The organism is Streptomyces sp. NPDC007901 (assembly GCF_042959465.1).
Taxonomy (GTDB): Bacteria; Actinomycetota; Actinomycetes; order Streptomycetales; family Streptomycetaceae; genus Streptomyces.
The window spans coordinates 55,251-79,515 of sequence record NZ_JBIBKW010000005.1 but is presented as its reverse complement, the minus strand read 5'-3'; the positions used below and the strand labels follow the sequence as shown (position 1 = coordinate 79,515).

The 24,265-nt window shown below is 72.2% G+C and carries 18 protein-coding genes; 12 read left to right on the top strand and 6 right to left on the bottom strand.

Annotated features, from left to right (window positions below; all coding sequences use genetic code 11):
- Positions 1 to 57: 57 nt before the first annotated feature.
- From ACFZDK_RS18080 to speB, 4 genes are read right to left on the bottom strand one after another with little or no spacing between them, the layout of a single operon-like run.
- The gene (locus ACFZDK_RS18080; RefSeq protein ID WP_390973544.1) at positions 58 to 459 is read right to left on the bottom strand and encodes a nuclear transport factor 2 family protein; all 402 of its coding nucleotides are present in this window, start codon (positions 457 to 459) and stop codon (positions 58 to 60) included.
- Positions 456 to 1,109, bottom strand: a complete 654-nt coding sequence (locus ACFZDK_RS18075) for a cyclase family protein (protein ID WP_390973542.1) — start codon at positions 1,107 to 1,109, stop codon at positions 456 to 458. Before ACFZDK_RS18075 ends, ACFZDK_RS18080 begins: the two co-directional genes overlap by 4 nt.
- A gap of 5 nt (positions 1,110 to 1,114) precedes the next feature.
- Positions 1,115 to 2,683, bottom strand: a complete 1,569-nt coding sequence (locus ACFZDK_RS18070; RefSeq protein ID WP_390973541.1) for a cytosine permease — start codon at positions 2,681 to 2,683, stop codon at positions 1,115 to 1,117.
- Entirely contained in the window at positions 2,680 to 3,648 is a 969-nt protein-coding gene (gene speB, locus ACFZDK_RS18065) for an agmatinase (RefSeq protein ID WP_390973539.1), read from the bottom strand. Before speB ends, ACFZDK_RS18070 begins: the two co-directional genes overlap by 4 nt.
- A 154-nt stretch (positions 3,649 to 3,802) precedes the next feature.
- Between speB and ACFZDK_RS18060 the strand changes: the two genes are divergently transcribed.
- From ACFZDK_RS18060 to ACFZDK_RS18050, 3 genes are all read left to right on the top strand, one after another.
- Positions 3,803 to 5,302, top strand: a complete 1,500-nt coding sequence (locus ACFZDK_RS18060; RefSeq protein ID WP_390973538.1) for a PucR family transcriptional regulator ligand-binding domain-containing protein — start codon at positions 3,803 to 3,805, stop codon at positions 5,300 to 5,302.
- Positions 5,303 to 5,550: 248 nt separating this feature from the next.
- Positions 5,551 to 9,621 (top strand): beta-galactosidase, encoded by a 4,071-nt coding sequence (locus tag ACFZDK_RS18055; RefSeq protein ID WP_390974229.1) that lies wholly within the window; start codon positions 5,551 to 5,553, stop codon positions 9,619 to 9,621.
- Positions 9,622 to 9,661: 40 nt separating this feature from the next.
- Positions 9,662 to 9,853 carry a hypothetical protein gene (locus ACFZDK_RS18050; RefSeq protein ID WP_390973536.1) on the top strand — a complete coding sequence of 64 codons (192 nt, stop codon included), beginning with the start codon at positions 9,662 to 9,664 and terminating at the stop codon, positions 9,851 to 9,853.
- Positions 9,854 to 9,902: 49 nt separating this feature from the next.
- Here ACFZDK_RS18050 and ACFZDK_RS18045 read toward each other — a convergent pair whose 3' ends face one another.
- Both ACFZDK_RS18045 and ACFZDK_RS18040 read right to left on the bottom strand, forming a co-directional pair.
- Positions 9,903 to 10,817, bottom strand: coding sequence for a class I SAM-dependent methyltransferase (locus tag ACFZDK_RS18045; protein WP_390973534.1), 915 nt, complete (start codon positions 10,815 to 10,817; stop codon positions 9,903 to 9,905).
- 126 nt (positions 10,818 to 10,943) lie between these two features.
- On the bottom strand, positions 10,944 to 12,077 hold the full coding sequence (locus ACFZDK_RS18040; RefSeq protein WP_390974228.1) for a trypsin-like serine protease: 1,134 nt from the start codon (positions 12,075 to 12,077) through the stop codon (positions 10,944 to 10,946).
- Positions 12,078 to 12,371: 294 nt separating this feature from the next.
- Here ACFZDK_RS18040 and ACFZDK_RS18035 point away from each other — a divergent pair, with 294 nt between their 5' ends.
- From ACFZDK_RS18035 to ACFZDK_RS17995, 9 genes are all read left to right on the top strand, one after another.
- Positions 12,372 to 13,850 (top strand): glutamate--cysteine ligase, encoded by a 1,479-nt coding sequence (locus tag ACFZDK_RS18035; protein WP_390973532.1) that lies wholly within the window; start codon positions 12,372 to 12,374, stop codon positions 13,848 to 13,850.
- Between the two features lie 104 nt (positions 13,851 to 13,954).
- A complete protein-coding gene (locus ACFZDK_RS18030; RefSeq protein ID WP_390973530.1) occupies positions 13,955 to 15,181 on the top strand; it encodes an aminotransferase class V-fold PLP-dependent enzyme in 1,227 nt (408 codons plus the stop codon).
- A 179-nt stretch (positions 15,182 to 15,360) separates the two neighbouring features.
- A complete protein-coding gene (locus tag ACFZDK_RS18025; protein WP_390974226.1) occupies positions 15,361 to 17,376 on the top strand; it encodes a discoidin domain-containing protein in 2,016 nt (671 codons plus the stop codon).
- 15 nt (positions 17,377 to 17,391) lie between these two features.
- Positions 17,392 to 17,982 (top strand): TetR family transcriptional regulator, encoded by a 591-nt coding sequence (locus ACFZDK_RS18020; protein WP_390973529.1) that lies wholly within the window; start codon positions 17,392 to 17,394, stop codon positions 17,980 to 17,982.
- Between the two features lie 70 nt (positions 17,983 to 18,052).
- A complete protein-coding gene (locus tag ACFZDK_RS18015; RefSeq protein WP_390973527.1) occupies positions 18,053 to 19,234 on the top strand; it encodes a histidine kinase in 1,182 nt (393 codons plus the stop codon).
- A complete protein-coding gene (locus ACFZDK_RS18010; protein ID WP_390973525.1) occupies positions 19,231 to 19,890 on the top strand; it encodes a response regulator in 660 nt (219 codons plus the stop codon). The genes ACFZDK_RS18015 and ACFZDK_RS18010 overlap by 4 nt, the downstream gene beginning before the upstream one ends.
- Positions 19,891 to 20,003: 113 nt before the next feature.
- Positions 20,004 to 20,642, top strand: a complete 639-nt coding sequence (locus ACFZDK_RS18005) for a GPP34 family phosphoprotein (RefSeq protein WP_390973523.1) — start codon at positions 20,004 to 20,006, stop codon at positions 20,640 to 20,642.
- A gap of 20 nt (positions 20,643 to 20,662) precedes the next feature.
- Positions 20,663 to 22,243, top strand: a complete 1,581-nt coding sequence (locus ACFZDK_RS18000; protein ID WP_390973521.1) for a carboxylesterase family protein — start codon at positions 20,663 to 20,665, stop codon at positions 22,241 to 22,243.
- 438 nt (positions 22,244 to 22,681) lie between these two features.
- On the top strand, positions 22,682 to 24,265 hold the full coding sequence (locus ACFZDK_RS17995) for an ABC transporter substrate-binding protein (protein WP_390973520.1): 1,584 nt from the start codon (positions 22,682 to 22,684) through the stop codon (positions 24,263 to 24,265).

Sequence of the window (24,265 nt, the reverse complement as noted above, 5' to 3'; positions counted from 1 at the left end):
CTCCCCCGGCGGTTGGGCGTAGGCATGCCGCGACGGCTCGCGGGCGGCCGCCCGCGATCAGGCGGCCGCCGGCGACAGGTGCTCGTGTACGGCGTGCCAGTCGCCGTCGCCGTCCCCGGTGCGGTGGAAGACGATGGTCTCGCGCTCGTGCACCGTCTCCTCCCCGGCCTTGGTGGAGACGCGGGTGGTCACCGAGTGGGTGAACACGGCGGTGTCGCCGAAGAGCTGGAGTCGGCGGTCCGTCGAGTCGCAGGCAAGGACGCGGAAGTCGTCCTCCTCGCTCCAGGTGCGCCACAGGTCGCGGTATTCCTGGGTGGAGTCCAGACGCCTGCCGGTGGTGTGGAAGACGAAGCTGGCGTCGGGCGAGAAGGCGTCGAAGTAGTCGTCGGTGCGGCCCTCGGCGAAGGCGGCGATCAGCGCGTCGGCCGCGGCGAGGACGGTGTCGTGGTCGTTCGTCATGGCTGCGGCTCCGGGATCCGGGCCACGGCGCGGACGGGTGCGCCGTCCGCGCCGGGCAGGTGAAGGGGGAAGAGGCTGACGTGGACGTCGTGGCCGGCGTCCTGGGCGTCGAGGACCTCGGCCAGGTTGGTGAGGTTCTCGGCGATGACGGCGCCCGCGCCGCACAGGATGCGGTGGGCCGCAAGCGTCTCCCCGGGAGTGGGATCGACGCTGAGCGCGTCGATCCCCACGGTCCGCACGCCACGGGCGACGAGGAGGGCGGCCGCCTCCTCCGTCAGGTAGGGGTGGCCGTGGTAGGCGTCGGTGCCCCAGTGGGCGGACCAGCCGGTGGCCAGCAGCACGATCCGGCCCGCGGGCACGTCCGCGAACAGGTCCGCCCCGATGGCCGCCCGGGGCGGCAGGCCCCGGGCGTCGACCACGTGGGCGGGGCCGTCGAAACGGTCCAGCGGCAGCTCGTCCAGCGCGGGCAGGCCGTCCTCGATGTGGGAGGGGGCGTCCACGTGGGTACCGGACTGCGAACCCATCCGCAGATGGAGGACGTTGACACCGTCCTCGGCGGCGGTGAGCGCGGGCCGGATGTCGACCTCCGGGTCCCCGGGGTAGACCGGCATGCCGGTGCGCAGGGGCACGGACAGGTCGATCAGCCGCATCCCGCTCACACCTCGGCCGGCTCGGGGACGCTGACCCTCGACCCGTCGGCGGAGGTGATCGGCGGCACCGCAGAGTCGACGGCCCGCACCAGCCGCGGACCCTCGGGACCGAAGACGGCGCGCGGCTCGGGGAAGAACCACAGCAGCGCGAGGTAGCTGATCGCGGCCAGGCCCAGTCCGACCGGCAGGGAGATGTCCACGCCGCCCGCGAGGTCGCCCAGGGAACCGACGAACTGGCCGGGCAGGTTGACGAACTGGACCGCGAGCAGGGCCGAGGCCAGCCAGGCGGTCATGCCGCGCCAGTTCCAGCCGTGCGTGAACCAGTAACGGCCGCCCCGCTGACGCCGGTTGAAGACCTGCAGCGAGTCGGGGTCGTACCAGCCGCGGCGGGTGAGGAAGCCCAGGGTCATGATGACCATCCACGGCGCGGTGCAGACGATGATCAGCGTCGCGAAGGTGGAGATGGACTGGGTCAGGTTGGCGGCGAAACGGCCGACGAAGATGAAGGAGATCGACAGGACACCGATGAACACGGTGGCCTGCACCCGGCTGAACCGGGGGAACACACTGGCGAAGTCCAGGCCGGTGCCGTAGAGCGAGGTGGTGCCGGTGGACATGCCGCCGATCAGCGCGAGCAGACAGACCGGCAGGAAGTACCAGGACGGCGAGACGGCCAGCAGACCGCCGACGTAGTCCGGGGCGCTCGGGTCGAGGAACTTCCCCGCCTTCGCGGCGATGATCGAGGCGGTCGCCAGGCCGAAGAAGAACGGCAGGATCGTCGCGATCTGGGAGAGGAAGGCCGCGCCCATGACCCGGCGGCGCGGGGTGTCGGCGGGAATGTAGCGAGCCCAGTCACCGAGGAAGGCACCGAAGGAGACCGGGTTGGAGAGCACGATCAGCGCGGAGCCGATGAACGCCGGCCAGAAGCCGGGCGTGCTCAGCGAGTGGAAGCTGCCCTGGTAACCGGCGTCGAAGTCGCCGCCGAACGCAAACAGGCCGAGGACGAAGAGCAGGGAGGCCGCGGCGACCGCGATCTTGTTCACGAAGAGCATGAACCGGAAGCCGTAGATGCACACCGTCAGCACCAGCGCCGCGAACAGCCCGTACGCGAGCGCGTACACACCGTCGCTGGTCGGCAGGTGGAACATCCGGTGCGCGCCGCCCACGAGGGCGTCGCCGGAGGACCACACGGAGATGGAGAAGAAGGCGACCGCCGTCAGCAGGGAGAGGAAGGAGCCGACGACCCGCCCGTGCACGCCCAGGTGGGCAGAGGAGGACACCGAGTTGTTGGTGCCGTTCAGCGGCCCGAACACGGCCAGCGGCGCGAGGATCAGCGCGCCGACGGCCAGGCCGAGGCCGGTGGCCGCCAGGCCCTGCCAGAAGGACAGCCCGAACAGGATCGGGAAGGCACCCAGGACGCAGGTGGCGAAGGTGTTCGCGCCGCCGAAGGCCACCCGGAACAGGTCCAGCGGCCGGGCGGTGCGGTCGGCGTCGGGGATGCGCTCGACGCCGTAGGTCTCGATCTCGGTCAGCGCCGGGGCGTCGTGCTGCTCCCCGTGGGGGCTGGTGGTCATCTCTGCTCCTCGCGGGGGACGGCGGAGTCCAGGGTCAACAGGCTGATCAGGTCGTAGGCCACGTGGGACGCGGCGAACGAGGTGATGTCGGCGTGGTCGTAGGCGGGTGCCACCTCGACGATGTCACCGCCGACCAGGTTGAGACCGGCCAGGCCGCGAAGGAGCTCCAGCAGCTCGCGCGAGGTCATGCCGCCGGCTTCCGGGGTGCCGGTGCCGGGGGCGTGTGCGGGGTCGAGGACGTCGATGTCGACGGAGACGTACAGCGGCCGGTCGCCGATGCGCTGCCGCAGCGCGTCCACGGTCTCGTCGACGCCCCGGCGCAGTACGTCGGAGGAGGTGACGATGCCGAAGCCGAGGCGACGGTCCTCCTCCAGGTCCCGCTTGCCGTACAGGGGGCCGCGGGTGCCGACGTGGCTGAGCGCCTCGGTGTCGACGATGCCCTCCTCCACGGCGCGGCGGAACGGGGTGCCGTGGGTGTACTCGGCACCGAAGTAGGTGTCCCAGGTGTCGAGGTGAGCGTCGAAGTGGAGGACGGCGACCGGGCCGTGCCGCTTGGACACGGCGCGCAGCAGCGGCAGCGCGATGGTGTGGTCGCCGCCGATGGTGACCAGCTTCGTCCCCTCGGACTGGAGCCGGCCCGCCTCCTCCTCGACGGTCTCGATCGCCTCGTTGATGTCGAAGGGGTTCACCGGGATGTCGCCGGCGTCGGCGACCTGCGCCGCCGCGAACGGCGACACGTCGAGGCCCGGGTGGTACGGGCGCAGCAGCCGGGACGCCTCGCGCACCGCCGCCGGGGCGAACCGGGCGCCGGGCCGGTAGGAGACACCGGTGTCGAAGGGCACGCCGACGACGGCGATGTCCGCCCGCGCCACCTCGTCCAGCCGCGGCAGCCGGGCGAAGGTCGCCGGTCCCGCGTAGCGGGGGACACGGGAGGAATCCACGGGTCCACGGGGCTCGGTCGTCATCGGGCACCTTCCTGTCGAGCCCGGACGCGCACCGCCGGGAAAGAACGGATCCCGTACTCGGAGTGAACAATTCCGGTAGCGGGGGATGCCTCAGTGTGCGAAGCGGCTGCCCATCCGGTCAATTGTTGACGGCACGAAGAACTACAGTTGACTTGTGTCCGACCACAAAACCGATGCCGCGGGTCCGGCCCGCTCCCCCCTCACGGTTCGCGACCTGCTGTCCTTCCCGGCCCTGCAGATGCGCCTGCTCGCGGGTAGGGGCGGCCTGGGCCGTACGGTCTCCTGGGCGCACGTCAGCGAGCTGGAGGACCCCACCCCCTGGCTGCACGGCTCAGAGGTGATCATGACCGTCGGCCTCGCCGTGCCCCGCACCGGCGAGGGCCAGCGGCGCTACCTGGAGCGGCTCGACGACGCGGGCGTCGCGGCCCTGGTGCTCAGCACCCAGCTGCGGACCCCACCGCTGCGCCAGGCGTTCCTCGCCGCGGCCGAGGAACGCGGCTTCCCGGTGCTGGAGGTACCGCTCGCGGTCCCCTTCGTCACCATCGCCCAGGAGGTGGCCGCCGCCGTCAGCGAGAAGTCCGCCGAGCGGCTCGGCGCCCAGCTCCAGGTCTTCGGCGCGCTGCGCTGGATGGCCGAGGAGAACCTGGACATCCCCGCGCTCTTCGACCGCCTGGAGCAGCTCAGCGGCTACCGGATCCTCCTCTGCACCACCCAGGGACGCCCGCTGCTGCCCGGCGTCGCGGCGCCCGAGGACCTCTCCGTGCTCCCCGAGGACCCCGACGCCCCGCCGACCGTGCCCGGCGGTTTCGTGCTCCCCGTCCTCGGCCCGGGCGGCGCGGCCGGCTACCTGGTCGCGCTGGAGCAGTCCGGCGCCCGCCCGGCCGGACTGGCCGTCGTCCAGCACCTGGCCACCGTCGCCGCGCTGCGGCTGGCGATGGTCCGCCAGGAACGCGAGGTGCTCCGCCGGGAGGGGGCGGAGACCCTCGCCGAGATGCTCCAGGACACCCTCGACCCGGCCGGCGCCCAGCGCCGGCTGGCCCACCACGGCCTCGACGCGCAACGGCCCGTCGTCCTCGCGGTGGTCCGGCGCGCCCCGGACGAGCACCTGGGCGTCGCCCTCTTGGACCACCCCCACCTCACCCTGCGCCGCGGTGACGACCGGCTGGTCCTGGCCGAGCCCGGCTTCACCGAGGCCCTGGCCGACCTGCCGGGCGCGGTGTGCGGAGTGAGCCGGCCCTTCACCGTCGGCGAGCCGCTGCGGGTCGCCCGGCAGGAGGCGGAGTGGGCGGCCGGACGCGCCGAGGAAGCGGGCAAGCCGCTCGTCCACTACGGCGAGGATGCCACCGGACGCTGGCTGCCCGAGGACCGCCGGCTGCTGGCCGCACTCGTCGAGCAGGTGCTCGGCGAGGCCCTGCGCTACGACGAGGCGCACGGTTCCCAGCTGCTGGTCTCCGTCCGCACCTGGATGGAACGCGACCGCCGCACCGAGGACGCCGCCGCGGCCCTCCACATCCACCCCAACACCCTGTCCTACCGGCTGCGCCGCTTCAGCGAGGTGACCGGCCGCGACCTGGCGACGACCGCCGCCTTCACCGAGGTCTGGTTCGCCGTACGCGCGGCGACCGAGCTGGGGGTGGCGGCGGAAGGCCCCTAGGACCGCCTGGGACCCCTAGGACCGCCTGGGACCCCTAGGGCCAATAAGTGTCCTCCCGCCCCATTGTGTGGGAACTCGTGTGGCTCTACTGTTCGGCTTTGCCTGAGTCTGTTCGATCCTGATTGCTCGGGCGGATGGAGGCCGCAGTGGGGAGCAGTCGGATCCGTTCAGAGGTCGCGAGACCCGGTCGTGGCCGGTGGTGGCGGGCGGTCCTCGCGACCACCGCGACCATCGCCCTGGCCGTGGGCATGACCGCGCCCGCCGCGGCACGGGACGTCGGCGAACAGCCACCGGCCGCCGCGCCCGCCGCCGACCCGCAGACGCACACGGTGACCCTCGACGGCTACTCGTTCCTCGTCGACGGCCGGCGCACCTACCTGTGGTCCGGCGAGTTCCACTACTTCCGGCTCCCGAGCCAGGACCTGTGGCGCGACATCTTCCAGAAGATGAAGGCCGCCGGCTTCAACTCCACTTCCCTGTACTTCGACTGGGGCTACCACTCGCCGAAGCCCGGCGTGTACGACTTCACCGGGGTGCGGGACGTCGACAGGCTGCTCGACATGGCCGAGGAGGCCGGTCTCTACGTCATCGCCCGCCCGGCGCCGTACATCAACGCCGAGGTCGACAGCGGCGGTCTGCCCGGCTGGCTGACCACCAAGGCCGGGAACAACCGCAGCGACGACCCGCGGTTCCTGAAGTACGCGGACGAGTGGCTGACCCAGATCGACCGGATCATCGCCCGCCACCAACTCACCAACGGCACCGGGTCGGTGATCGCCTACCAGGTCGAGAACGAGTACTACAACGGCTCGGCCGCCGGCCGCTCCTACATGCAGCACCTGGAGGACAAGGCCCGCGCCGACGGCATCACGGTCCCGCTGACCGGCAACAACAACGGCACCTTCAACTCCGGTACCGGCGCCCTGGACGTCGACGGCCCGGACTCCTACCCGCAGGGGTTCAACTGCTCCAACCCCTCGAAGTGGAACGGTGTCCCCGACATCAGCTACGACCACCCCGCCGGAAAGCCCCTGTACTCACCCGAGTTCCAGGGCGGCGCGTTCGATCCCTGGGGCGGACCGGGCTACGACAAGTGCGCCCAGCTGATCAACGACCAGTTCGCCAACGTGTTCTACAAGCAGAACATCGCCGTCGGCGCCACCGCGCAGAGCTTCTACATGACCTACGGCGGCACCAACTGGGGCTGGCTGGGCATGCCGGAGAACTACACGTCGTACGACTACGGGGCCGCGATCCGCGAGAACCGGCAGCTCGATCCGAAGTACGACGAGGACAAGCTGATCGGGTACTTCACCCAGGCCGTCGCCCCGCTGACCAAGACCGAGGCGATCAGGGCCACCCCGCCGGACGACTCCGCCGTCGTCGACACCGCCCGGATGAACCCCGACACCAAGACGCAGTTCCACGTCCTGCGGCACGGGAACTCCACCTCCACGGCTGTCGACAAGACCCACATCTCCCTGGACTTCAACGCCCAGCCCGTCACGGACACCACCTACACCTGGGACGACCCCGACTCCGCCCTCCAGTACAGCGGTTCGTGGTCGCATGTCGCCAACACCAGCTACACCGGCGGCGACTACCAGCACACCGAGTCGTTCTCCAAGCAGGCCGGTGACTCCCTCACCGTCCCCTTCGACGGCACCGCGATCCGCTGGATCGGCTCGAAGACCAACAACCACGGCTACGCCGACGTCTACCTCGACGGCACCAAGGAGGCGACCGTCGACGACTCCGGCTCCGAGAACCAGGCGGTGCTCTTCCAGAAGACCGGCCTGACCCCCGGCGCGCACACGCTGGAGATCGTCGTCAGCGGCAGCCACAGCTCGGCGTCCACGGACAACTACGTGGCCGTCGACGCCATCGACGTGCCCACCGCCGACACCGCGATGCCGACCTACCCCCTCGTCCCGCAGCAGCCCGGCACCGCGATCACCCTCGACGGCCGCGACTCGCACGTGATCGTCGCGAACTACCGGCTCGGCGACTCGCAGTTGCAGTACTCGACCTCCGAGATCATGACCAGCGCGACCATCGGCGACCGGGACGTGGCCGTGTTCTACGGCGACGCGGGCAGCGACGGCGAGACGGTCCTGCGCTACTCCTCCGAGCCCACCGTGACCACCAGCGACGGCACCGCCGCCACCACCTGGGACCCGGCCACCGGCGACCTGCGGCTGAACTACACGCACAAGGGGCTGACCCGGATCAGCATCAGCGGAGGCGGCAAGCGCCCGCTGCTCCTGCTCGTCGCGGACAAGGACACGGCGAAGACGTTCTGGCGCCAGGACACCGCGAACGGCCCGGTCCTCGTCCGCGGCACCCACCTGCTGCGGACGGCGACCAGCCTGGACGGCGGCCACACCGTGGCGCTCACCGGCGACAACGCCGACGACAAGAACATCGAGGTCTTCACCTCCGCCGCCCGCGTCACCTGGAACGGCCGGACCGTGCGCACCCGGGCCACCGACACCGCGAGCCTCACCGGGGCGATCCCGGTCGCCGCCGCGGTGCACCTCCCGGCGCTGACGAACTGGAAGCACGCCGAGGAATCCCCCGAAGCGGCCCCCGGCTTCGACGACTCCGGCTGGCAGGTGGCCGACAAGTCGACCACCAACAGCGTCTCCGGCGTCAACTCGCTGCCCGTGCTCTACGCCGACGACTACGGCTTCCACACCGGCAACACCTGGTACCGCGGCCGGTTCCGCGCCACCGGCAAGGAGACCGGCATCCACCTGGTCTCGGACTCCGGCGGCGACGCGCAGGCCTTCTCCGTCTGGCTCAACGGCACCTTCCTCGGCAGCTCCACCACCGGCAGCGGCGACTTCACCTTCCCGGCCGGCGCGCTGAAGTCCGAGGGCGACAACGTCCTCTCCGTGCTCACCGTGAACATGGGACACGAGGAGGACTACAACTCCACCAACGGCAACAAGACCGCCCGCGGCCTGACCAGCGCCTCCCTCGTCGGCGCCCCGCTGACCTCCGTCACCTGGCGCCTGCAGGGCGTACGCGGCGGCGAGGACCTCCAGGACACGGTGCGCGGCCCCCTCTCGACGGGCGGACTGTACGGCGAACGGGCGGGCTGGTCCCTGCCGGGCTACCCGGACGCCAAGTGGAACAAGGTGACCCTGCCGACGACCGACACCCGGCCCGGGGTCTCCTGGTACCGCACCGACGCCGACCTGGACCTGCCGCGCGGTCAGGACACCTCGGTCGGACTGACGTTCACCGACGACGCGTCGCGCAAGTACCGGGCCACGATCTTCGTCAACGGCTGGCAGCTCGGCAACTACGTCAACTACCTCGGCCCGCAGCACACCTTCCCGATCCCCAACGGGATCCTGAACCCGAACGGCCACAACAGCATCGCCATCGCCGTCTGGAACCTGGACGGCAGCACCGGCGGCCTCGGCGAGGTCGCGCTCACCGACTACGGCAGCTACGCGTCCTCCCTGCGCGTCGCCCAGAACGACAGCCCCCGCTACGACGCCCACACGTACGCGATGCCGAAGCGTCCCGGCGCCGACGTCACCCTGGACGTGCCCGACACCGCCCAGCCGGCCCAGGCCTTCACGGCCCGCACCACCGTCCGGGTGCCCAAGGACGCACCCTCCGCCTCCGACCTCACGGCCGCCCTCGCCGCCCCCGACGGCTGGAGCGTCACCGCCACCGGTCCCACCTCGGTCAAGCGGGTACGGCCTGGCGGATCGGCCACCGTCACCTGGAACGTCGTCCCCCCGACCGGCACCCTGCCGTCCGCCTCCGCACTCACCACCACGGTCCACTACGTGCAGTACGGACGGCAGGCGACCGGTACCGACGAGCGCATCGTCGGCGGCATCCCACCCGCTCCCCCCTCCGGGAAGAGCGCGGTGAGCGACCTGCCGTTCCTGTCCGCCACCAACGGCTGGGGACCGGTGGAGCGCGACAGCAGCGTCGGCGAACAGGCGGCCGGCGACGGCCGCCCGATCAGCATCGCCGGCGTGACCCACACCAAGGGCCTGGGCACCAACGCGGTCAGCGACGTCCAGCTCTACCTCGCCGGAAACTGCTCCCGCCTGACGGCGGACGTCGGCGTCGACGACGAGACCAACGGCGCGGGAACGGTGACCTTCTCGGTCATCGCCGACGGCAGGACCCTGGTGACCACGCCGACGATCCGCGGCAAACAGGCGGCGGTGCCGATCGACGTCGACGTCAGCGGCGCCCAGGTGATCGACCTCGAGGTCGGCGACGCGGGCGACGGCAACGGCAACGACCACGGCGACTGGGGGACACCGACACTGACGTGCGGTTAGCGCAGGTCACAGCTCGATCAGCGCCACCCTGGCCACACAGATGCGGCTACAGGTCCACCCGCTGGTGCTGTGGGGCATCGGCGGGGTGCTGGGCTCGATCCCGCTCACCTTCCGGCTGGTGACGAGACGGCAGGTGCTCTGGCGGGGAACGGGACGGACCCTCGTCGCTCTTCGGTACCTGTCGGCCTTTCTCGTCTCGGTGCCCAACGCCTGGCTGCTGTACACGGAGTGAGGGCGCGGGGACGGGCGACGCGCGCCGGGCCCACCGGTCGTTCGCCAGGTCAGCACTCCGCCACGGCCACCCGGCCGGACCGCAGGGACGACCGCCGCTGCGCCGGGCTGCCCAGCGTGTGCGCGAGTGCGAGGAGGTCGTCGTCCACCACCACCCGCAGGCCGTACTCCGCCAGCAGTGCCGCCATCCGCCGCGGCCGCCACAGCGAACGCCACGGCTCGCCCGAGGTCACGGAACTGCCGAGCACGCGGGCGAGACGGCGGCCGACGGTCGCCCTCGCCGACGGAGCCTGGTAGTTGACGACGAGCGCGCTGCCCGAGGCGGTCCGGGCGGCGAGGGCGGCCACCGTGGTCCGCACCTCGTCGCGCGTGAGGTACGGCACGACGCCCTCCCACAGCCAGACGGTCGGGGCCGACGGGTCGTGCCCGGCCGCGTCCAGCGCCGCGCCGAGATCATCGACGGCGAAGTCGACCGGAGTGAACCGTACGGAACGGGCGACGGCCGTGGGTTCTGGAGTGCCCGGACCGTCCTCCCCGGGACCCCCCGACAGGGGCGCGGCGTCCGCGAGGCGGTCACGTTTGTCCTGCTGGGAGGCCGGATGATCGACCTCCCACACATCCGTCCGGGCAAGCTCCGGCAGCCGCCACGCACGGGTGTCCAGACCGGCGCCGAGGATCACGAGCTGGCCGGCCGGACGGGCGCGCAGCGCGTCGTCGATCGCGACCGACCTCGGCACGACCACCTCGGCGCAGGCCCGCACACTCTCGTACGCGACCCGCGCCTGCCAGCCCTGCGGCACCCTGCCGGCCCGCACCTCGTCCACGGGCGCCCGCTCCGCGGCACGCAGCAGCCGTACCGCCACCGGATCCGCGAACCGTCCCGTGGCCATCGTGCCGTCCGCCACCGCCCGACCCTGGCAGACCAGCACCGCCGTCCGGCTCGCCGCGCGTCCGCTCTCGCTCATGAAGCCGCATTCAACACCACGCCGCCGGCCGGGCGCCGCGCGAAGCCCCGGCGGTCCACGAAACCGCGGCGGTGCACGACGCGAACCGGCAGGGACGGCGGTCGCGCGTCGTGCACCCGGCCCGGGTCAGGCCGTGTGGAGCGTCAGACCGTAGCGGCTGAGGATCTCGTTGATCGGCTGGTACCAGGTCTCGCCGCCGGAGGAGCAGTTGCCCCAGCCGCCGGAGGTGACGCCCTGGGCCTGGTCGCCGCTGATGAAGGAGCCACCGGAGTCACCGGGTTCGGCGCACACGCTGGTCTTGGTGAGCTGGTAGACCGTGCCCTGGCTGTAGTTGACCGTCTCGTTCCTGGCCAGAACGGTGCCGCAGTGCCAGTGCGTGGTGGAGCCCGAACGGCAGATGGACGCACCGACGGGAGCCTCGGCGGAACCGCGCACCAGCTGGTCGGAGACCGTGCCCCAGCCGAGTACCACCGGTACGGTCCACCAGCCGCTGCCGACGCTCACCCAGGAGTAGTCGTTGTCCGGGAACGAGGAGCCCTGGAAGGTGCCGACGTACGAGCCGTCCCAGCCGTAGACCGCGGCGCCGGGCTGGCCGCAGTGGCCGGCGGAGACGAAGCCGCCGTACACCGAGAAGCCGATGGAACAGCGGACGTTGCCGGTGTAGTAGGGATCGCCGCCCACGGTTCCGGCGGCGAGGGTGCTCGGCGCGTGCGCGGTCCGCCGTACCTGGACGGGGCCCGCCGAGCGGGCCTGCGCGAGGAAGGACCGGACATCGTTGTCAGCCTGGTGCGCGTCGACGACGTTCACGACGACCGCGTCGGCCTCGGGGTCGACGTACCAGCTCGCGACGCCCTCGGGGGCGGACAGTGCGTCGATGCGCGCCTTCACCGCGTCGAGCTGCCGCGCGCTGTGCTCGACGAGGCGTACGGTCGCGCCGGTCGCGCGCACGGCGTCGGTGTTCGCGTCGCGGGTGACGGCGACGGTCAGGGTGCCGCGCTCGGCGTCGAACCAGGAGCCGGCGTAGGACGCTCCGGCGGCCCGCTTCGCCGCGCGTTCCACGGTGGTCGCCGTCCGCTCCGCGGCGAGCCGGGCCTCGGCCTGGGTCCTGGTCAGGCCCAGATCGCGCTGCATGGCGGAGACGAGGGCGGGAGCGCCGGGTTCCGCCGCGGTGCGGGCGGGGGTGTCGGCGGCGGAGGCGGGCAGGGTGCTCGCGGTCGCCCAGGTGGCGAGGAGCAGGAGCGCGGACAGGGCGGAGCGCATGGCTGTGGTGCGTCTCAAGGGAGTGCCCCTTCGTTGTTCCAGTGATGTGGGGGTGGAACGGCAGACCGGTGAGAGCGCTCTCAGGCGTACGCGGCCGAGCTTAGCCGCTGATCATGGGCAGGTCCATGCCAATCCTTGACCTTTTGCCGGCCGTCGACGGCCGACCGTCGCCGGTCACTCTGCGCCCCGCCGCCGGGTGCGCCGCGTGAGCGGAGCGACGACGAGTGTCGGGGACACCGATGAGGTGCGACGCTGGGACGGCAGGCATCCGCCGAGGGGACTCGGGAGGGCCCGATGGGACGTGATGTGCCGGCCCGGGTGTTCACACGGGAGGACCGGCGCCGGTACCGAGAGAAGATGTACGGCTGTCTCGACGCACTGGCGCAGATGCTGCGCGGATCGGGGTTCGAGAGCGAGCGCCCCCAGGTCGGCATGGAGATCGAGCTCAACCTGGTGGACGACGACGCGCTCCCGGCGATGCGGAACACCGAGGTGCTGCGTGCCATCGCCGATCCCGCCTGGTCCAGCGAGCTGGGCCGCTTCAACCTGGAGATCGACATCCCGCCCAGGCAGCTGACGTCCGGCGGCCCCGGCGCCTGGGAGCAGACGATCCGCGACGCGCTCAACCACGCCGAGGACCGCGCCGCCACCGTGGGCGCCCACCTCATCATGATCGGGATCCTGCCGACGCTGGGGGAGTCGGACGTGGGCGAGACGTCCCTGTCCGGCGATCCGCGCTACCGGCTGCTGAACGAGCAGATCTTCGCGGCCCGCGGCGAGGACCTGCGGATCAGGCTGGAGGGCGTGGACCGCCTCTCCATGTACGCGGACGCGATCACCCCCGAGGCCGCCTGCACCAGCACCCAGTTCCATCTCCAGGTCGAGCCCAAGGAGTTCGCGGACTACTGGAACGCGGCCCAGGCGATCGCGGGCGTGCAGATCGCCCTCGCCGCCAACTCACCCTTCCTCTTCGGCAGGGAGCTGTGGCGGGAGACCCGTATCCCCCTGTTCGAACAGGCCACCGACACCCGTCCCGAGGAGATCAAGGCCCAGGGGGTACGACCGCGGGTGTGGTTCGGCGAACGGTGGATCACCAGCGTCTTCGACCTGTTCGAGGAGAACGTGCGCTACTACCCGGCGCTCCTGCCCCTGTGCGACGACGAGGACCCGCAGCGCACCCTCGACGCCGGCGGGGTGCCCCAGTTGGGCGAACTCACCCTGCAGAACGGCACGATCTACCGCTGGAACCGCCCCGTCTACGCCGTCACCGACAGCGGCCCGCACCTGCGCATCGAGAACCGGGTCCTGCCCGCCGGCCCCACCGTGGCCGACATCATCGCCAACGCCGCCCTCTACTACGGCCTGACCCGCGCCCTCGTGGACGAGGACCGCCCGGTGTGGTCGCGGATGTCCTTCGCGGTCGCCGAGGAGAACCTGCACACGGCCGCCCGCGACGGCATCGACGCCCGCCTGTACTGGCCCGGCACGGGCGAAGTACCCGTCACGGAGCTCGTGTTGAGACGGCTGCTGCCGCTGGCGCACCGGGGCCTGGAGCTGGCCGGCCTGGACGCCTCCTGGCGCGAGCCCATGCTCGGCATCATCGAGCGACGCTGCGTCGACGGCCGCAACGGCGCCCTGTGGCAGGCGGAGACGGTCCACCACCTGGAGAACACCGGCATCCACGACCGCCGGGAGGCGCTGCGCCGGATGACCACCACGTACATGGACTACATGCATCTCAACGCGGCCGCGCACACCTGGCCCGTGGACTGAGCCTCGCCCGTCCTGCGGTGGAGCCGTGCCCCCGGCCCGCGGGCACGGGGCACCGCCGTGTCAGGATGCCGGGTGATCACACCTGTTCCCGGAGGCCTTCCCGCGTGAGTGAGACCGAGGTGGCCGTCGCGCCGCACCCCCTGCTGCTGCCCGACGGCAGGCCCGCCGCCGCGGCATGGTCGCTGGACCCGGCCCTGCGGCACCTGAACCACGGATCGTTCGGTGCCGTCCCGCTGGTGGCCCAGGAGCGGCAGGCGGAGCTGCGCGCCGAGATGGAGCGCGCGCCGGTGGTGTGGTTCCCGGAACTGCCGGAGCGCCTCGCCGCCACCCGGGCGGACCTCGCCGGCTTCCTGCGCGTCGACGTCGGCGACCTCGCCCTGGTGCCGAACGCCAGCGCCGGCGCCAGCGTGGTCTACAACGCGCTCGAACGCCGCGCCGGCGGGGAGATCGTCGTCACCGACCACGGCTACGGGGCCGTCACCATGGGAGCCGAGCGGCTGGCCCGCCGCTGGGGCGGCCGGGTGCGTACGGCGCGGGTGCCGCTCGACGCGGACGAGAACGAGGCGTACGAGGCCGTCGTCGCCGAGATCGGCGCGGCCACCGACCTGGTCGTGGTCGACCAGATCACCTCGGCGACCGCCCGCCGGCTGCCGGTCGAGCGGATCGGCGTGGAAGCACGCCGCCGGGGCGTACCGATGCTCGTCGACGGCGCGCACGCGCCCGGTCTGCTCGCCGCGCCGCTCGCCGACGCCCCTTACGACTTCTGGACCGGCAACCTCCACAAATGGGGCTGCGCCCCGCGCGGAACCGCGGCCCTGGTCGCCCGCGGGCCGCTGCGGGACCTGCTCCACCCGCTGATCGACTCCTGGGGCGCCGGGGAGCCGTACCCCGGCCGCTTCGACCACCAGGGCACCCTCGACGCCACTTCCTACCTGGCCGCCCCGACCGCCCTGGCCTTCGTCGAGCGCGCCTGGGGCTGGTCCGCCGCCCGCCGCCACATGGACCGGCTCGCGGACCACGCCGCCCAGGTCATCGGCGCCGCCTTCACCCGGCTCACCGGCGCGGACAGCCGGGCCGACGTCGGGATGCCGGTCCCCGGCATGCGCCTGGTGCGGCTGCCCGACGGCCTCGGGCGCAGCCGGATCGAGGCCGACGCGCTGCGCGACCGGGTGGCCCGCGAGCTCGCCGTCGAGGCCGCCTTCACCAGCTTCGACGGCATCGGCTATCTGCGTGTGTCCGCCCACGTGTACAACACCCCGGCCGACTACGAGTACTTCGCCGAGCGGTGCGTCCCCGTACTCGGCGTCTGGGCGCGGGAGTTCAGCCGCTGAGTTATCAGGTCAAGCGTCCCGGACACTTGACTCGGTAGGCGTGCGGCCCGATCCTCGTCCCAGGTATTGCGCGGTTCATGACAACCTCAAGGTTTCGCCAACCGCGCCCTCCCGTCGACCGAGGGACGTGGGCCGTGACGCCGATTCGACGCTCGCACCGCGGACGCAAGAACATCACCATGCTGTCGCTGCTGCTCCTGGTACTGGCCATGGCCCTCGGGCCCACGCCGAGTTCGGCGGCCGGCAACGACTGGTGGAACCCCACCGCTCGGCCCGCCCCGGACGTCCAGATCAACGTCACCGGCGAGCCGTTCACCGGCACCAACTCGGCAGGCGAAGTACAGGGGTTCGTCGACGCGCACAACCACCTCTTCGGCAACGAGGCCTTCGGCGGCCGGCTGATCTGCGGCAAGGTCTTCTCCGAGGCCGGTGTCGCCGACGCCCTCAAGGACTGCCCCGAGCACTACCCGGACGGCACCCTCGCGCTCTTCGACTACATCACCCACGGCGGCGACGGCAAGCACGACCCGGTCGGCTGGCCGACCTTCAAGGACTGGCCCGCGTACGACTCGATGACCCACCAGGCCGACTACTACGCCTGGGTGGAGCGGGCCTGGCGCGGCGGCCAGCGCGTACTCGTCAACGACCTTGTCACCAACGGCATGATCTGCTCCATCTACCCCTTCAAGGACCGCAGTTGTGACGAGATGACCTCGATCCGGCTGCAGGCGAAGATGACCTACGCGCTCCAGGCCTACATCGACAAGATGTACGGCGGCACGGGCAAGGGCTGGTTCCGGATCGTCACCGACAGCGCGCAGGCCCGGCAGGTCGTCCAGGAGGGCAAACTCGCCGTCGTCCTCGGGGTAGAGACCTCCGAACCCTTCGGCTGCAAGCAGATCCTGGACATCCCGCAGTGCAGCAAGGAGGACATCGACAAGGGCCTCGACGAGCTCTACGCGCTCGGCGTCCGCTCCATGTTCCTCTGCCACAAGTTCGACAACGCGCTGTGCGGCGTCCGCTTCGACTCCGGCGGCCTCGGAACGGCCATCAACGTCGGCCAGTTCCTGTCCACCGGCACCTTCTGGCAGACCGAGAAGTGCACCGGCGCGCAGCACGACAACCCCATCGGGAGCGCCTCCTCGGAGGCCGAGTCGGACCTGCCGGCGGGCGTGGACGTCCCCGCGTACGACTCGGACGCCCAGTGCAACAAACGCGGTCTCACCGAACTCGGCGAGTACGCCGTGCGCGGCATGATGAAGCGCAAGATGATGTTGGAGATCGACCACATGGGGGTGAAGGCAGTCGGCCAGGCCCTCGACATCCTGGAGTCGGCGTCCTACCCCGGCGTCATCTCCTCGCACAGCTGGATGGACCTGAACTGGACCGAGCGGGTCTACTCCCTCGGCGGCTTCGTCGCCCAGTACATGCACGGCTCCGAGGGCTTCGTCGCGGAGGCCGCCCGGACCAAGGCGCTGCGCGACAAGTACGGCGTGGGCTACGGCTACGGCACCGACTTCAACGGCATCGGCGACCACCCCGCCCCGCGCGGAGCGGACGCCGCGAACAAGGTGACGTACCCCTTCAAGAGCGTCGACGGCGGCTCCGTCATCGGCAAGCAGACGTCCGGCGAACGCACCTTCGACATCAACACCGACGGCGCGGCCCACGCCGGGATGATCCCCGACTGGATCGAGGACATCCGGCAGGTCGGCGGCCAGGAGGTGGTGAACGACCTGTTCCGGGGCGCGGAGTCCTACCTGGACACCTGGGGCGCCACCGAACAGCATCAGGCCTCGGTCAACCTCGCCAAGGGGCAGCCGGCCACGGCCAGTTCGTCCGAGTCGAACCCGTTCACCAGCTACCAGCCGGGCCGCGCCGTCGACGGCGACGACGGCACCCGCTGGGCCAGTGACTGGAGCGACGACCAGTGGTGGCAGGTCGACCTCGGGTCCACCCACCTGGTCTCCCGGGTGACGCTCGACTGGGAGCGCGCGTACGGCAAGTCGTACCGCATCGAACTCTCCACCGACGGCGCCACCTGGCAGACCGCCTGGTCCACCACGAGCGGCGACGGCGGCCTGGACACGGCCCGCTTCACCGGGACCCCGGCCCGCTATGTACGGGTCCACGGTCTCGACCGCGGCACCGACTGGGGATACTCGTTGTACGAGGTCGGGGTCCACAGCGCCTGAGGCGGGGGTTCACGGATGGCACGCATGCCGTCGGCACAGCGGCGCGAACAGCTGACGGAAGCGGCCATCAGGACGATGGCCCGGGACGGCGTCGCCAAGGCGACGACCCGGGCCATCGCCGCCGAGGCCGGCGTGTCGCTGAGCGTCTTCCACTACTGCTTCGACTCCAAGCAGGCCCTGATCGAGTCCGTCATCACCACCCTCACCGACCACTCGGTGACCGTCGTGCGCGAGGCACTGCGGCCGAGGGCCACGCTGGAGGAGACCGTCCGGGCCGGCTTCGAGGCGTACTGGGAGCATGTCCGCGACCGCCCCGAAGAGCACATGCTCACCTACGAACTGACCCAGTACGCCCTGCGCGAGCCGGGATGCGAGCACCTGGCCCGACGGCAGTACGAGCTGTACGGCATCGCCTACACCGAGCTGATCGAGCAACTGCGCAGCAGCCGGGACCTCGAACTCCGCGTCCCCGTCTCCGTACTGGCCCGCTATCTCGCCGCCGTGACCGACGGCCTCACCCTCAACTACCTCGTCCTGGGTGACGAGTCCGCCTGGAACGACATCCTCGACACGGTCACCACCCACATCGCGGGCCTGGTGGCCTGAGGGACCCCCGGCGCACCGCGGCGGTGGTTCGCTGAGCGGCCCGGCCGTCGCCGCTGGGTAGGGTCGGGGCGTGGACCGCTGGAACAGACTGCCTGACGACGCGCGTGCCGGGGAAGCGCGGGGTGAGCTGTCGGCCCGGTCGGCCCGGGCGCTGTGGTGGGGGTCGGCCGGTCTGGTCCTCGCCGTCCTCGGCACCTCGGTGCTCGTCGCGGGCACCGACCACGGCCGCCGACTTCCCGTGGCCCTCGCCCTGGTCCTCGCGCAGGCCTGCGCCCTGCGGTGGCAGACACGCGCCCCCGTCCTCGTACTGGCCGCGAACGCGGTGACGGGGCTCGTGGTGTGGGCGCTGCTGCCCGCGGTGAGCCTGACCGGGGCGCTGCTGGCGGCGCAGGTCACCCTGTGTGTGCTGTCCGCCACCAGGCCACGGCGGGTCTCGGCGGGGGCGCTCGCGGCGATGTGCCTGCCCGCGCCACTGCCGTTCCACGCGGGCGGACCCGCCGGGCTCGCGGTCTATCTGCTGACGGTGCTCCTGGCGTGGACCGCCGGGCAGTGGCGCGGGGCGCAGCAGGCACGGCGCAGGGCGGAGACGCGCCGGGCGGTGGTGGAGGAGCGGGCGCGGATCGCCCGCGAGGTCCATGACGTCGTCGCACACACCCTCTCGGTGATGGTCGTCCAGGCGGCCGCCGCCGACGACGTGTTCGCCGAACGGCCCGAACAGGCCCGCCAGGCACTGCGCGCCATCGAGACGGGCGCCCGCTCGGCTCTCGGCGAACTGCGCCTGCTGCTGCGGGCGTTCCGGCCCGAGACGGAGGCCGTATCCGGTGGGGGTGACAGCGACAGCGACCGGCAGCCGGGGCCCTCGCTCGCGCGGCTCGACGAGCTGGCCGACCGCGTGCGCGCGACCGGGATGACCGTGCACGTGTACCGCGACGGTGCCGCCGAGGGGCTGCCCGCCGCGGTGGACCTCGCGGCGTACCGGATCGTCCAGGAGGCCCTCACCAACACGCTGCGCCACGCCGACGGCGCCGACGAGGTGCGGGTGCGTGTGACGGTGGAAGGGGAGTGCGTGGAGGTCACGGTGGTCGACAACGGGCGGACCCGGCAGAGCGGCCCGGCCTCGCCGGGAGCGGGCCGCGGCCTGGTGGGGATGCGGGAGCGCGCACGGCTCGTCGGCGGCGGCCTGCGCGCCGGCCCGCTGCCCGGAGGCGGGTTCGAGGTGGCGGCGCGGCTGCCCGTGGAGCCCGCGTCATGACGCTGCGCGTGGTGGTGGCGGACGACCAGGCCCTGGTCCGCACCGGATTCCGCATGATCATCGACGCCCGGGACGACCTGGAGGTGGTCGGCGAGGCCGCCGACGGCCAGGAGGCGGTACGGCTGACCAGGGAACTGGACCCCGACGTGGTGCTGATGGACGTACGCATGCCCGTCGTGGACGGCATCGGGGCGACCCGGCAGATCGCGGGGAGCGGCAGCCGGTCCCGGGTGCTCGTGCTGACCACCTGGGACGTGGACGCGCACGTGGTCGCCGCCCTGCGGGCCGGGGCGAGCGGCTTCCTGCTCAAGGACATCCGCCCCGGCGAACTCGTCGAGGCGATCCGTCTCACCGCGCGCGGCGACGCGCTGCTGGCACCGGCCGTGCTGAGCCGCGTCCTCGACCGCTTCCTTCGCACCACGCCCGACCCGGCGCCGCCACCGTCCCTGCGGGACCTCTCCGGCCGCGAACGCGAGGTGCTCACCCTGATCGGCCAGGCGCTGTCGAACGCGGAGATCGCCGAGCGGCTGCGCCTGTCGGAGGCCACCGTCAAGAACCATGTCACGGCCGTGCTGCGCAAACTGGGGCTGCGCGACCGCGTCCAGGCCGTCGTCGCCGCCTACGACCACGGTCTCGTGCACCCGCGCCGCCCCTGACCACACCGTCTCCTCCTCAGGGAGGAGACCGGACGGCGGTCCTCCCACGTTCCCAGTCCCGGTCCGTTCCCGCGGCCGATCCGCGGCCGGGCGGCCGGCCATAGCGTCGAAGGGTGATCGACGACCTGGCCTGCCTCATGTATCTGCTCGCCCACGACGACGTGGCCGGTGGCCCCTACGACCGTTCCCGGACCGAACTGCTCCTCCGCGCCGCCGCCCTGGTCGACCTCGCGTCGCGCGGCCGGCTCGGCGAGGACGGCGGCACGGTCACCGTCTCCGGCACGGAACCGACCGGTGACCCCGTCCTGGACGGCGTGCTGCGCGACGCCGCCGCCGGGCACGGCTGGAAGGGGCTCATGCGCCGTCACCGCCGGCGGACCCGGACGGAGGTGGAGGACCGGCTCGCCGCGGCGGGAGTCCTCACGGTGCGGACACCCCGCACCCGTTTCGGCACCCGACGGCTGACCCTGACGGACCCCGCGGTCGTCGCCGCCCTGCGCGCCCGGGTCTCCGTGGCCCTGCGCGGGGACGGGCCCGTCGGGGAGGTTCCCGCCACCGACGCCGCACTGCTCGCGCTGGCCGCGGCGGGCCGTGTCCGCTCGGTCGTGTCCCGACCGGACCAGAAGGCCTACCGGGCCCGTATCGACGCCTGCACGGGACGTCTGGCCGCGCTCGCGCCCGGCCTGGAGAAAGCCGTACGCGCGCTGCCGACGACCATGATCGCCGCTCAGGGCGGCATGGGCGGCAGCTGACCGGAGGGGGAACGACCAGCATGCACCGTGCCCTGACCACCTGGGGCCGCGCCGCGACCGGCGTCGGCTGCGCCCTGACCGCCGTGCTCATGACGATGGCCTGGTCCGCGGCGCCGCCGACGGCACAGGCCGCGGCTGCCGCCACGACGGTAGGTGTCCGCGAAGGGCTGGTGCGCGGCACCGCCCACCACGGCTACCGCACCTTCGACGGCATCCCCTACGCCGCGCCCCCGGTCGGCGGGCTGCGCTGGGCCCCGCCCCGCCCCGCGGCCCCCTGGCCCGGGGTGCGGGACGCGACCCGGCCCGCGAGCCCGTGCCCGCAGCCGGCCGGCGAGGTGCCCGGCGGCAGCACCGACGAGGACTGTCTCCACCTGAACGTCACGACACCCGACGGAGCGACCCCGGCACAGCCCCGCCCGGTGATCGTGTGGCTGCACGGCGGCGGACTCACCACCGGAGCGGCCGCCTCGTACGACGCCCACCGCATGGCCACCCGCGGCGGTGTCGTGGTCGTCACCGTCGACTACCGCCTGGGCGCCCTCGGCTTTCTCGCGCACAGCGGCCTGCCGGGCTCCGGCACCTTCGGCCTGGCCGACCAGCAGGCGGCGCTGCGCTGGGTCCGCGCCGAGATCGGCGCCTTCGGCGGCGACGCGCACAACGTGACGCCGGCCGGCGAGTCGGCGGGCGGCTACAGCGTCTGCGCCCAGCTCGCCTCACCCGCCGCCGCGGGACTCTTCGACCGGGCGATCATCCAGAGCGGCCCGTGCACCGGCCGCCCCGACCGCCCGTTCGCCCCCTCCTCCGTCCCCCTGTCCACCGCCCGCGCCACCGGCGCGGACCTGGCCGCCGAGGTCGGCTGCGGCTCGGTCCGGGACACCATGGCCTGTCTGCGCCGGGTGTCCGTCCCCCGCCTGCTCGCCGCCCAGGGCACCGACCAACAGCCCGCCCACTCCACACCGTTGCTGCCCCGCGACCCCGCGACGGCGATCGCCACCGGCCGCTTCCGACACGTCCCCGTGCTCATCGGCGGCAACCACGACGAGGGCAACGGCTGGGCCGCCGGAATCATCCAGTCCGGCCACCCGGTCACCTCCGAGACCTGGCCCGACGCCGTCGGCGCCTTCTTCCCTTCCCCGGGACAGGCGAAGGCGATCGTCCATGAGTACCCAGTGCACCGCGCCGACGGCGGACCGGTCTTCGGCGCGGTCATCGGCGACGCGAACTTCGCCTGCCCGACGGCACGCACCGGCCGCCTGCTCGCCGCCCAGGTGCCCGTCTGGCGCTACGAGTTCGCCGACGAGCACGCCCCGCCGCTCACCCCGGGGACACCGCCGTTCCCGCTCGGGGCACCCCACGCGAGCGAACTGCCGTACCTGTTCGACCTGGGCGGCCGCCCACGCGACCTGACCCCGGCCCAGCACCGCCTGGCCAACGCGATGATCGACTACTGGACCCGCTTCGCCCGCACCGCCGACCCGAACGGCCCGTCCTCGCCGTACTGGGCGCGGCAGACGGTGCTGTCCCTGGCACCGGACCATGTCGTCCCCACCCGCACCACGCGGCTGCGCCACCACTGCGCCTTCTGGGACGCCCTTCGGTGACTGGGCGTCATGGCCGGCCACCGGCCCGCCGGTCAGACGGTGTGGACGGTGGCGCGGGCGGACTCGTCGACGTGCAGGGTGAAGACGTCGGGCCCGGAGTAGCGGCCCGCGGGGTCGAAGTCGAACCGGGCAGGCCGTCACCGGCCGCGACCGCTTCGACCCGGCCACCGCCCGGCGCACCTTCACCCTCGGCATGTCCGACGACCTGGAGGCGGCGCTGCTGCCCCGGCTGCTGACCGCCACGGCCGGCCTGGAGGGCATCCGTGTCGCCGGCACGCCTAGGTGGAGGCGCCCCTGCGCCTCCTGTGCCGTTACCGATGCGTTTCCGCAGGTTAATTTCCGCGTCCGAAGGGTTGGCTGGAAGTCGTCTCCTGGTTATCGTTCACGAACTCCACTCAATCGTTCCGCTGAACGAATAGCGAGAGAGACGGTCGGTCCATGCCCGACATCCACCTCCCGGGGCGTCGCTCGGTGCTCGCCGCGGGCGCGGCCGCGACGGCCTCGCTCGGCGCGTCCTGGCTGCTCACCGGCTGTACGGGGGCAGCCGCCGCCCCCGACCTGACGCCTGCCGCCCTGAAAGGCACCCCCGACCCCGGCGGCACCCTGCGCATCGCCCGGCCGCCGGCCTCCGACGCCGAGACCCTCGATCCGGCGAGCTCCCTGTCGGCGTACGAGTACCTCGGCGCCCTCTACAACCGGCTGGTCCGGGTCGGCACGGACGGCGAACTCGCCCCCGACCTCGCCGAGTCCTGGGAGTCCGACGCCAAGGCCCGCACCTGGACCTTCCGGCTGCGCCAGGGCGTCACCTTCCACGACGGACGCGCCTTCACCGCCGCCGACGCCGCCTACACACTGCGGCACATCCTCGACAAGGCCACCGCCTCGCCCCAGGCCGCCGTCCTCGCCCCACTCGTCGACCCGAGCACGCTGCGCACCCCGGACGCCCACACCCTCGTCGTCCCCCTGAAGACCCCGAACGCCGAGTTCCCCAGCCTCCTCACGCACTACAACTGCTACGTCATCCCCGACGGCAGCGCCAAGGGCATCGGCCGCACCGGCATCGGCACCGGCCCCTTCGAGCTGGAGTCCTTCGCCCCGGCGGGCCCTGGCCGGGTCACCGCGTACAAGGACCACTGGGCCGGCCGCCCGGTCCTGGACGCCATCGCCTTCTACTCGGTCGCCGACATGTCCGCCCGCTCGGGCGCCCTGCTCGCCGGACAGGTGGACCTGCTCTCCCAGACCAACCTCGACTTCGCCACCGCCCGGGTGGTCGCCGCCTCGGACCGGGCCACCGTCGCCCGGGTGAAGGACGCGCAGTGGTACGTGCTGCCGATGCTCACCACGGAGAAGCCCTTCACCGACGTGCGCGTCCGGCAGGCGATGAAGCTCGCCTACGACCCCGAGCACGTCGTGAAGGTGGCGCTCCAGGGCGCGGGCACCGCCGGCTGGGACAACCCCGTACCGCCGAGCGACCCCGCCCACATCTCCGCCCACCCCGCGCACGACCCCGAGAAGGCGCGCCACCTCCTCAAGCAGGCCGGGCACGAGGGGCTGAGCATCGACCTCTACACCTCGTCGTACGACCCGCTGTTCACACCGATGGCCCTCGCCTACCAGGACTCCGCCAAGCGGGCCGGTATCCGGATCAAGGTGAAGACGGCCGCCGCGGACTCGTACTACACGCAGATCTGGATGAAGAAGCCGCTGATGGCCACCTACTGGTTCACCGGCCGGCCCGTCGACCAGCTGTTCACCCAGATCTTCCGCAGCGGCTCCTCCTACAACGAGACCGCCTGGTCCGACAAGGAGTTCGACGCCGTCCTCGACCGGGCCCGCGCCGAGACCGACGACACGGAACGCCGTGAACTGTACGGCGAGGCACAGACGTTGGTGATCGAACGGGGCGGCGCGATGACCCCGATGTTCGCCGACCGGCTCGTCGGCATCTCCCGCAAGGTCCGCGGCTACGCCGAGCACGGCTTCGAGTTCGACTACCTCAACATCGGCGTGAAGGGGGCCTGA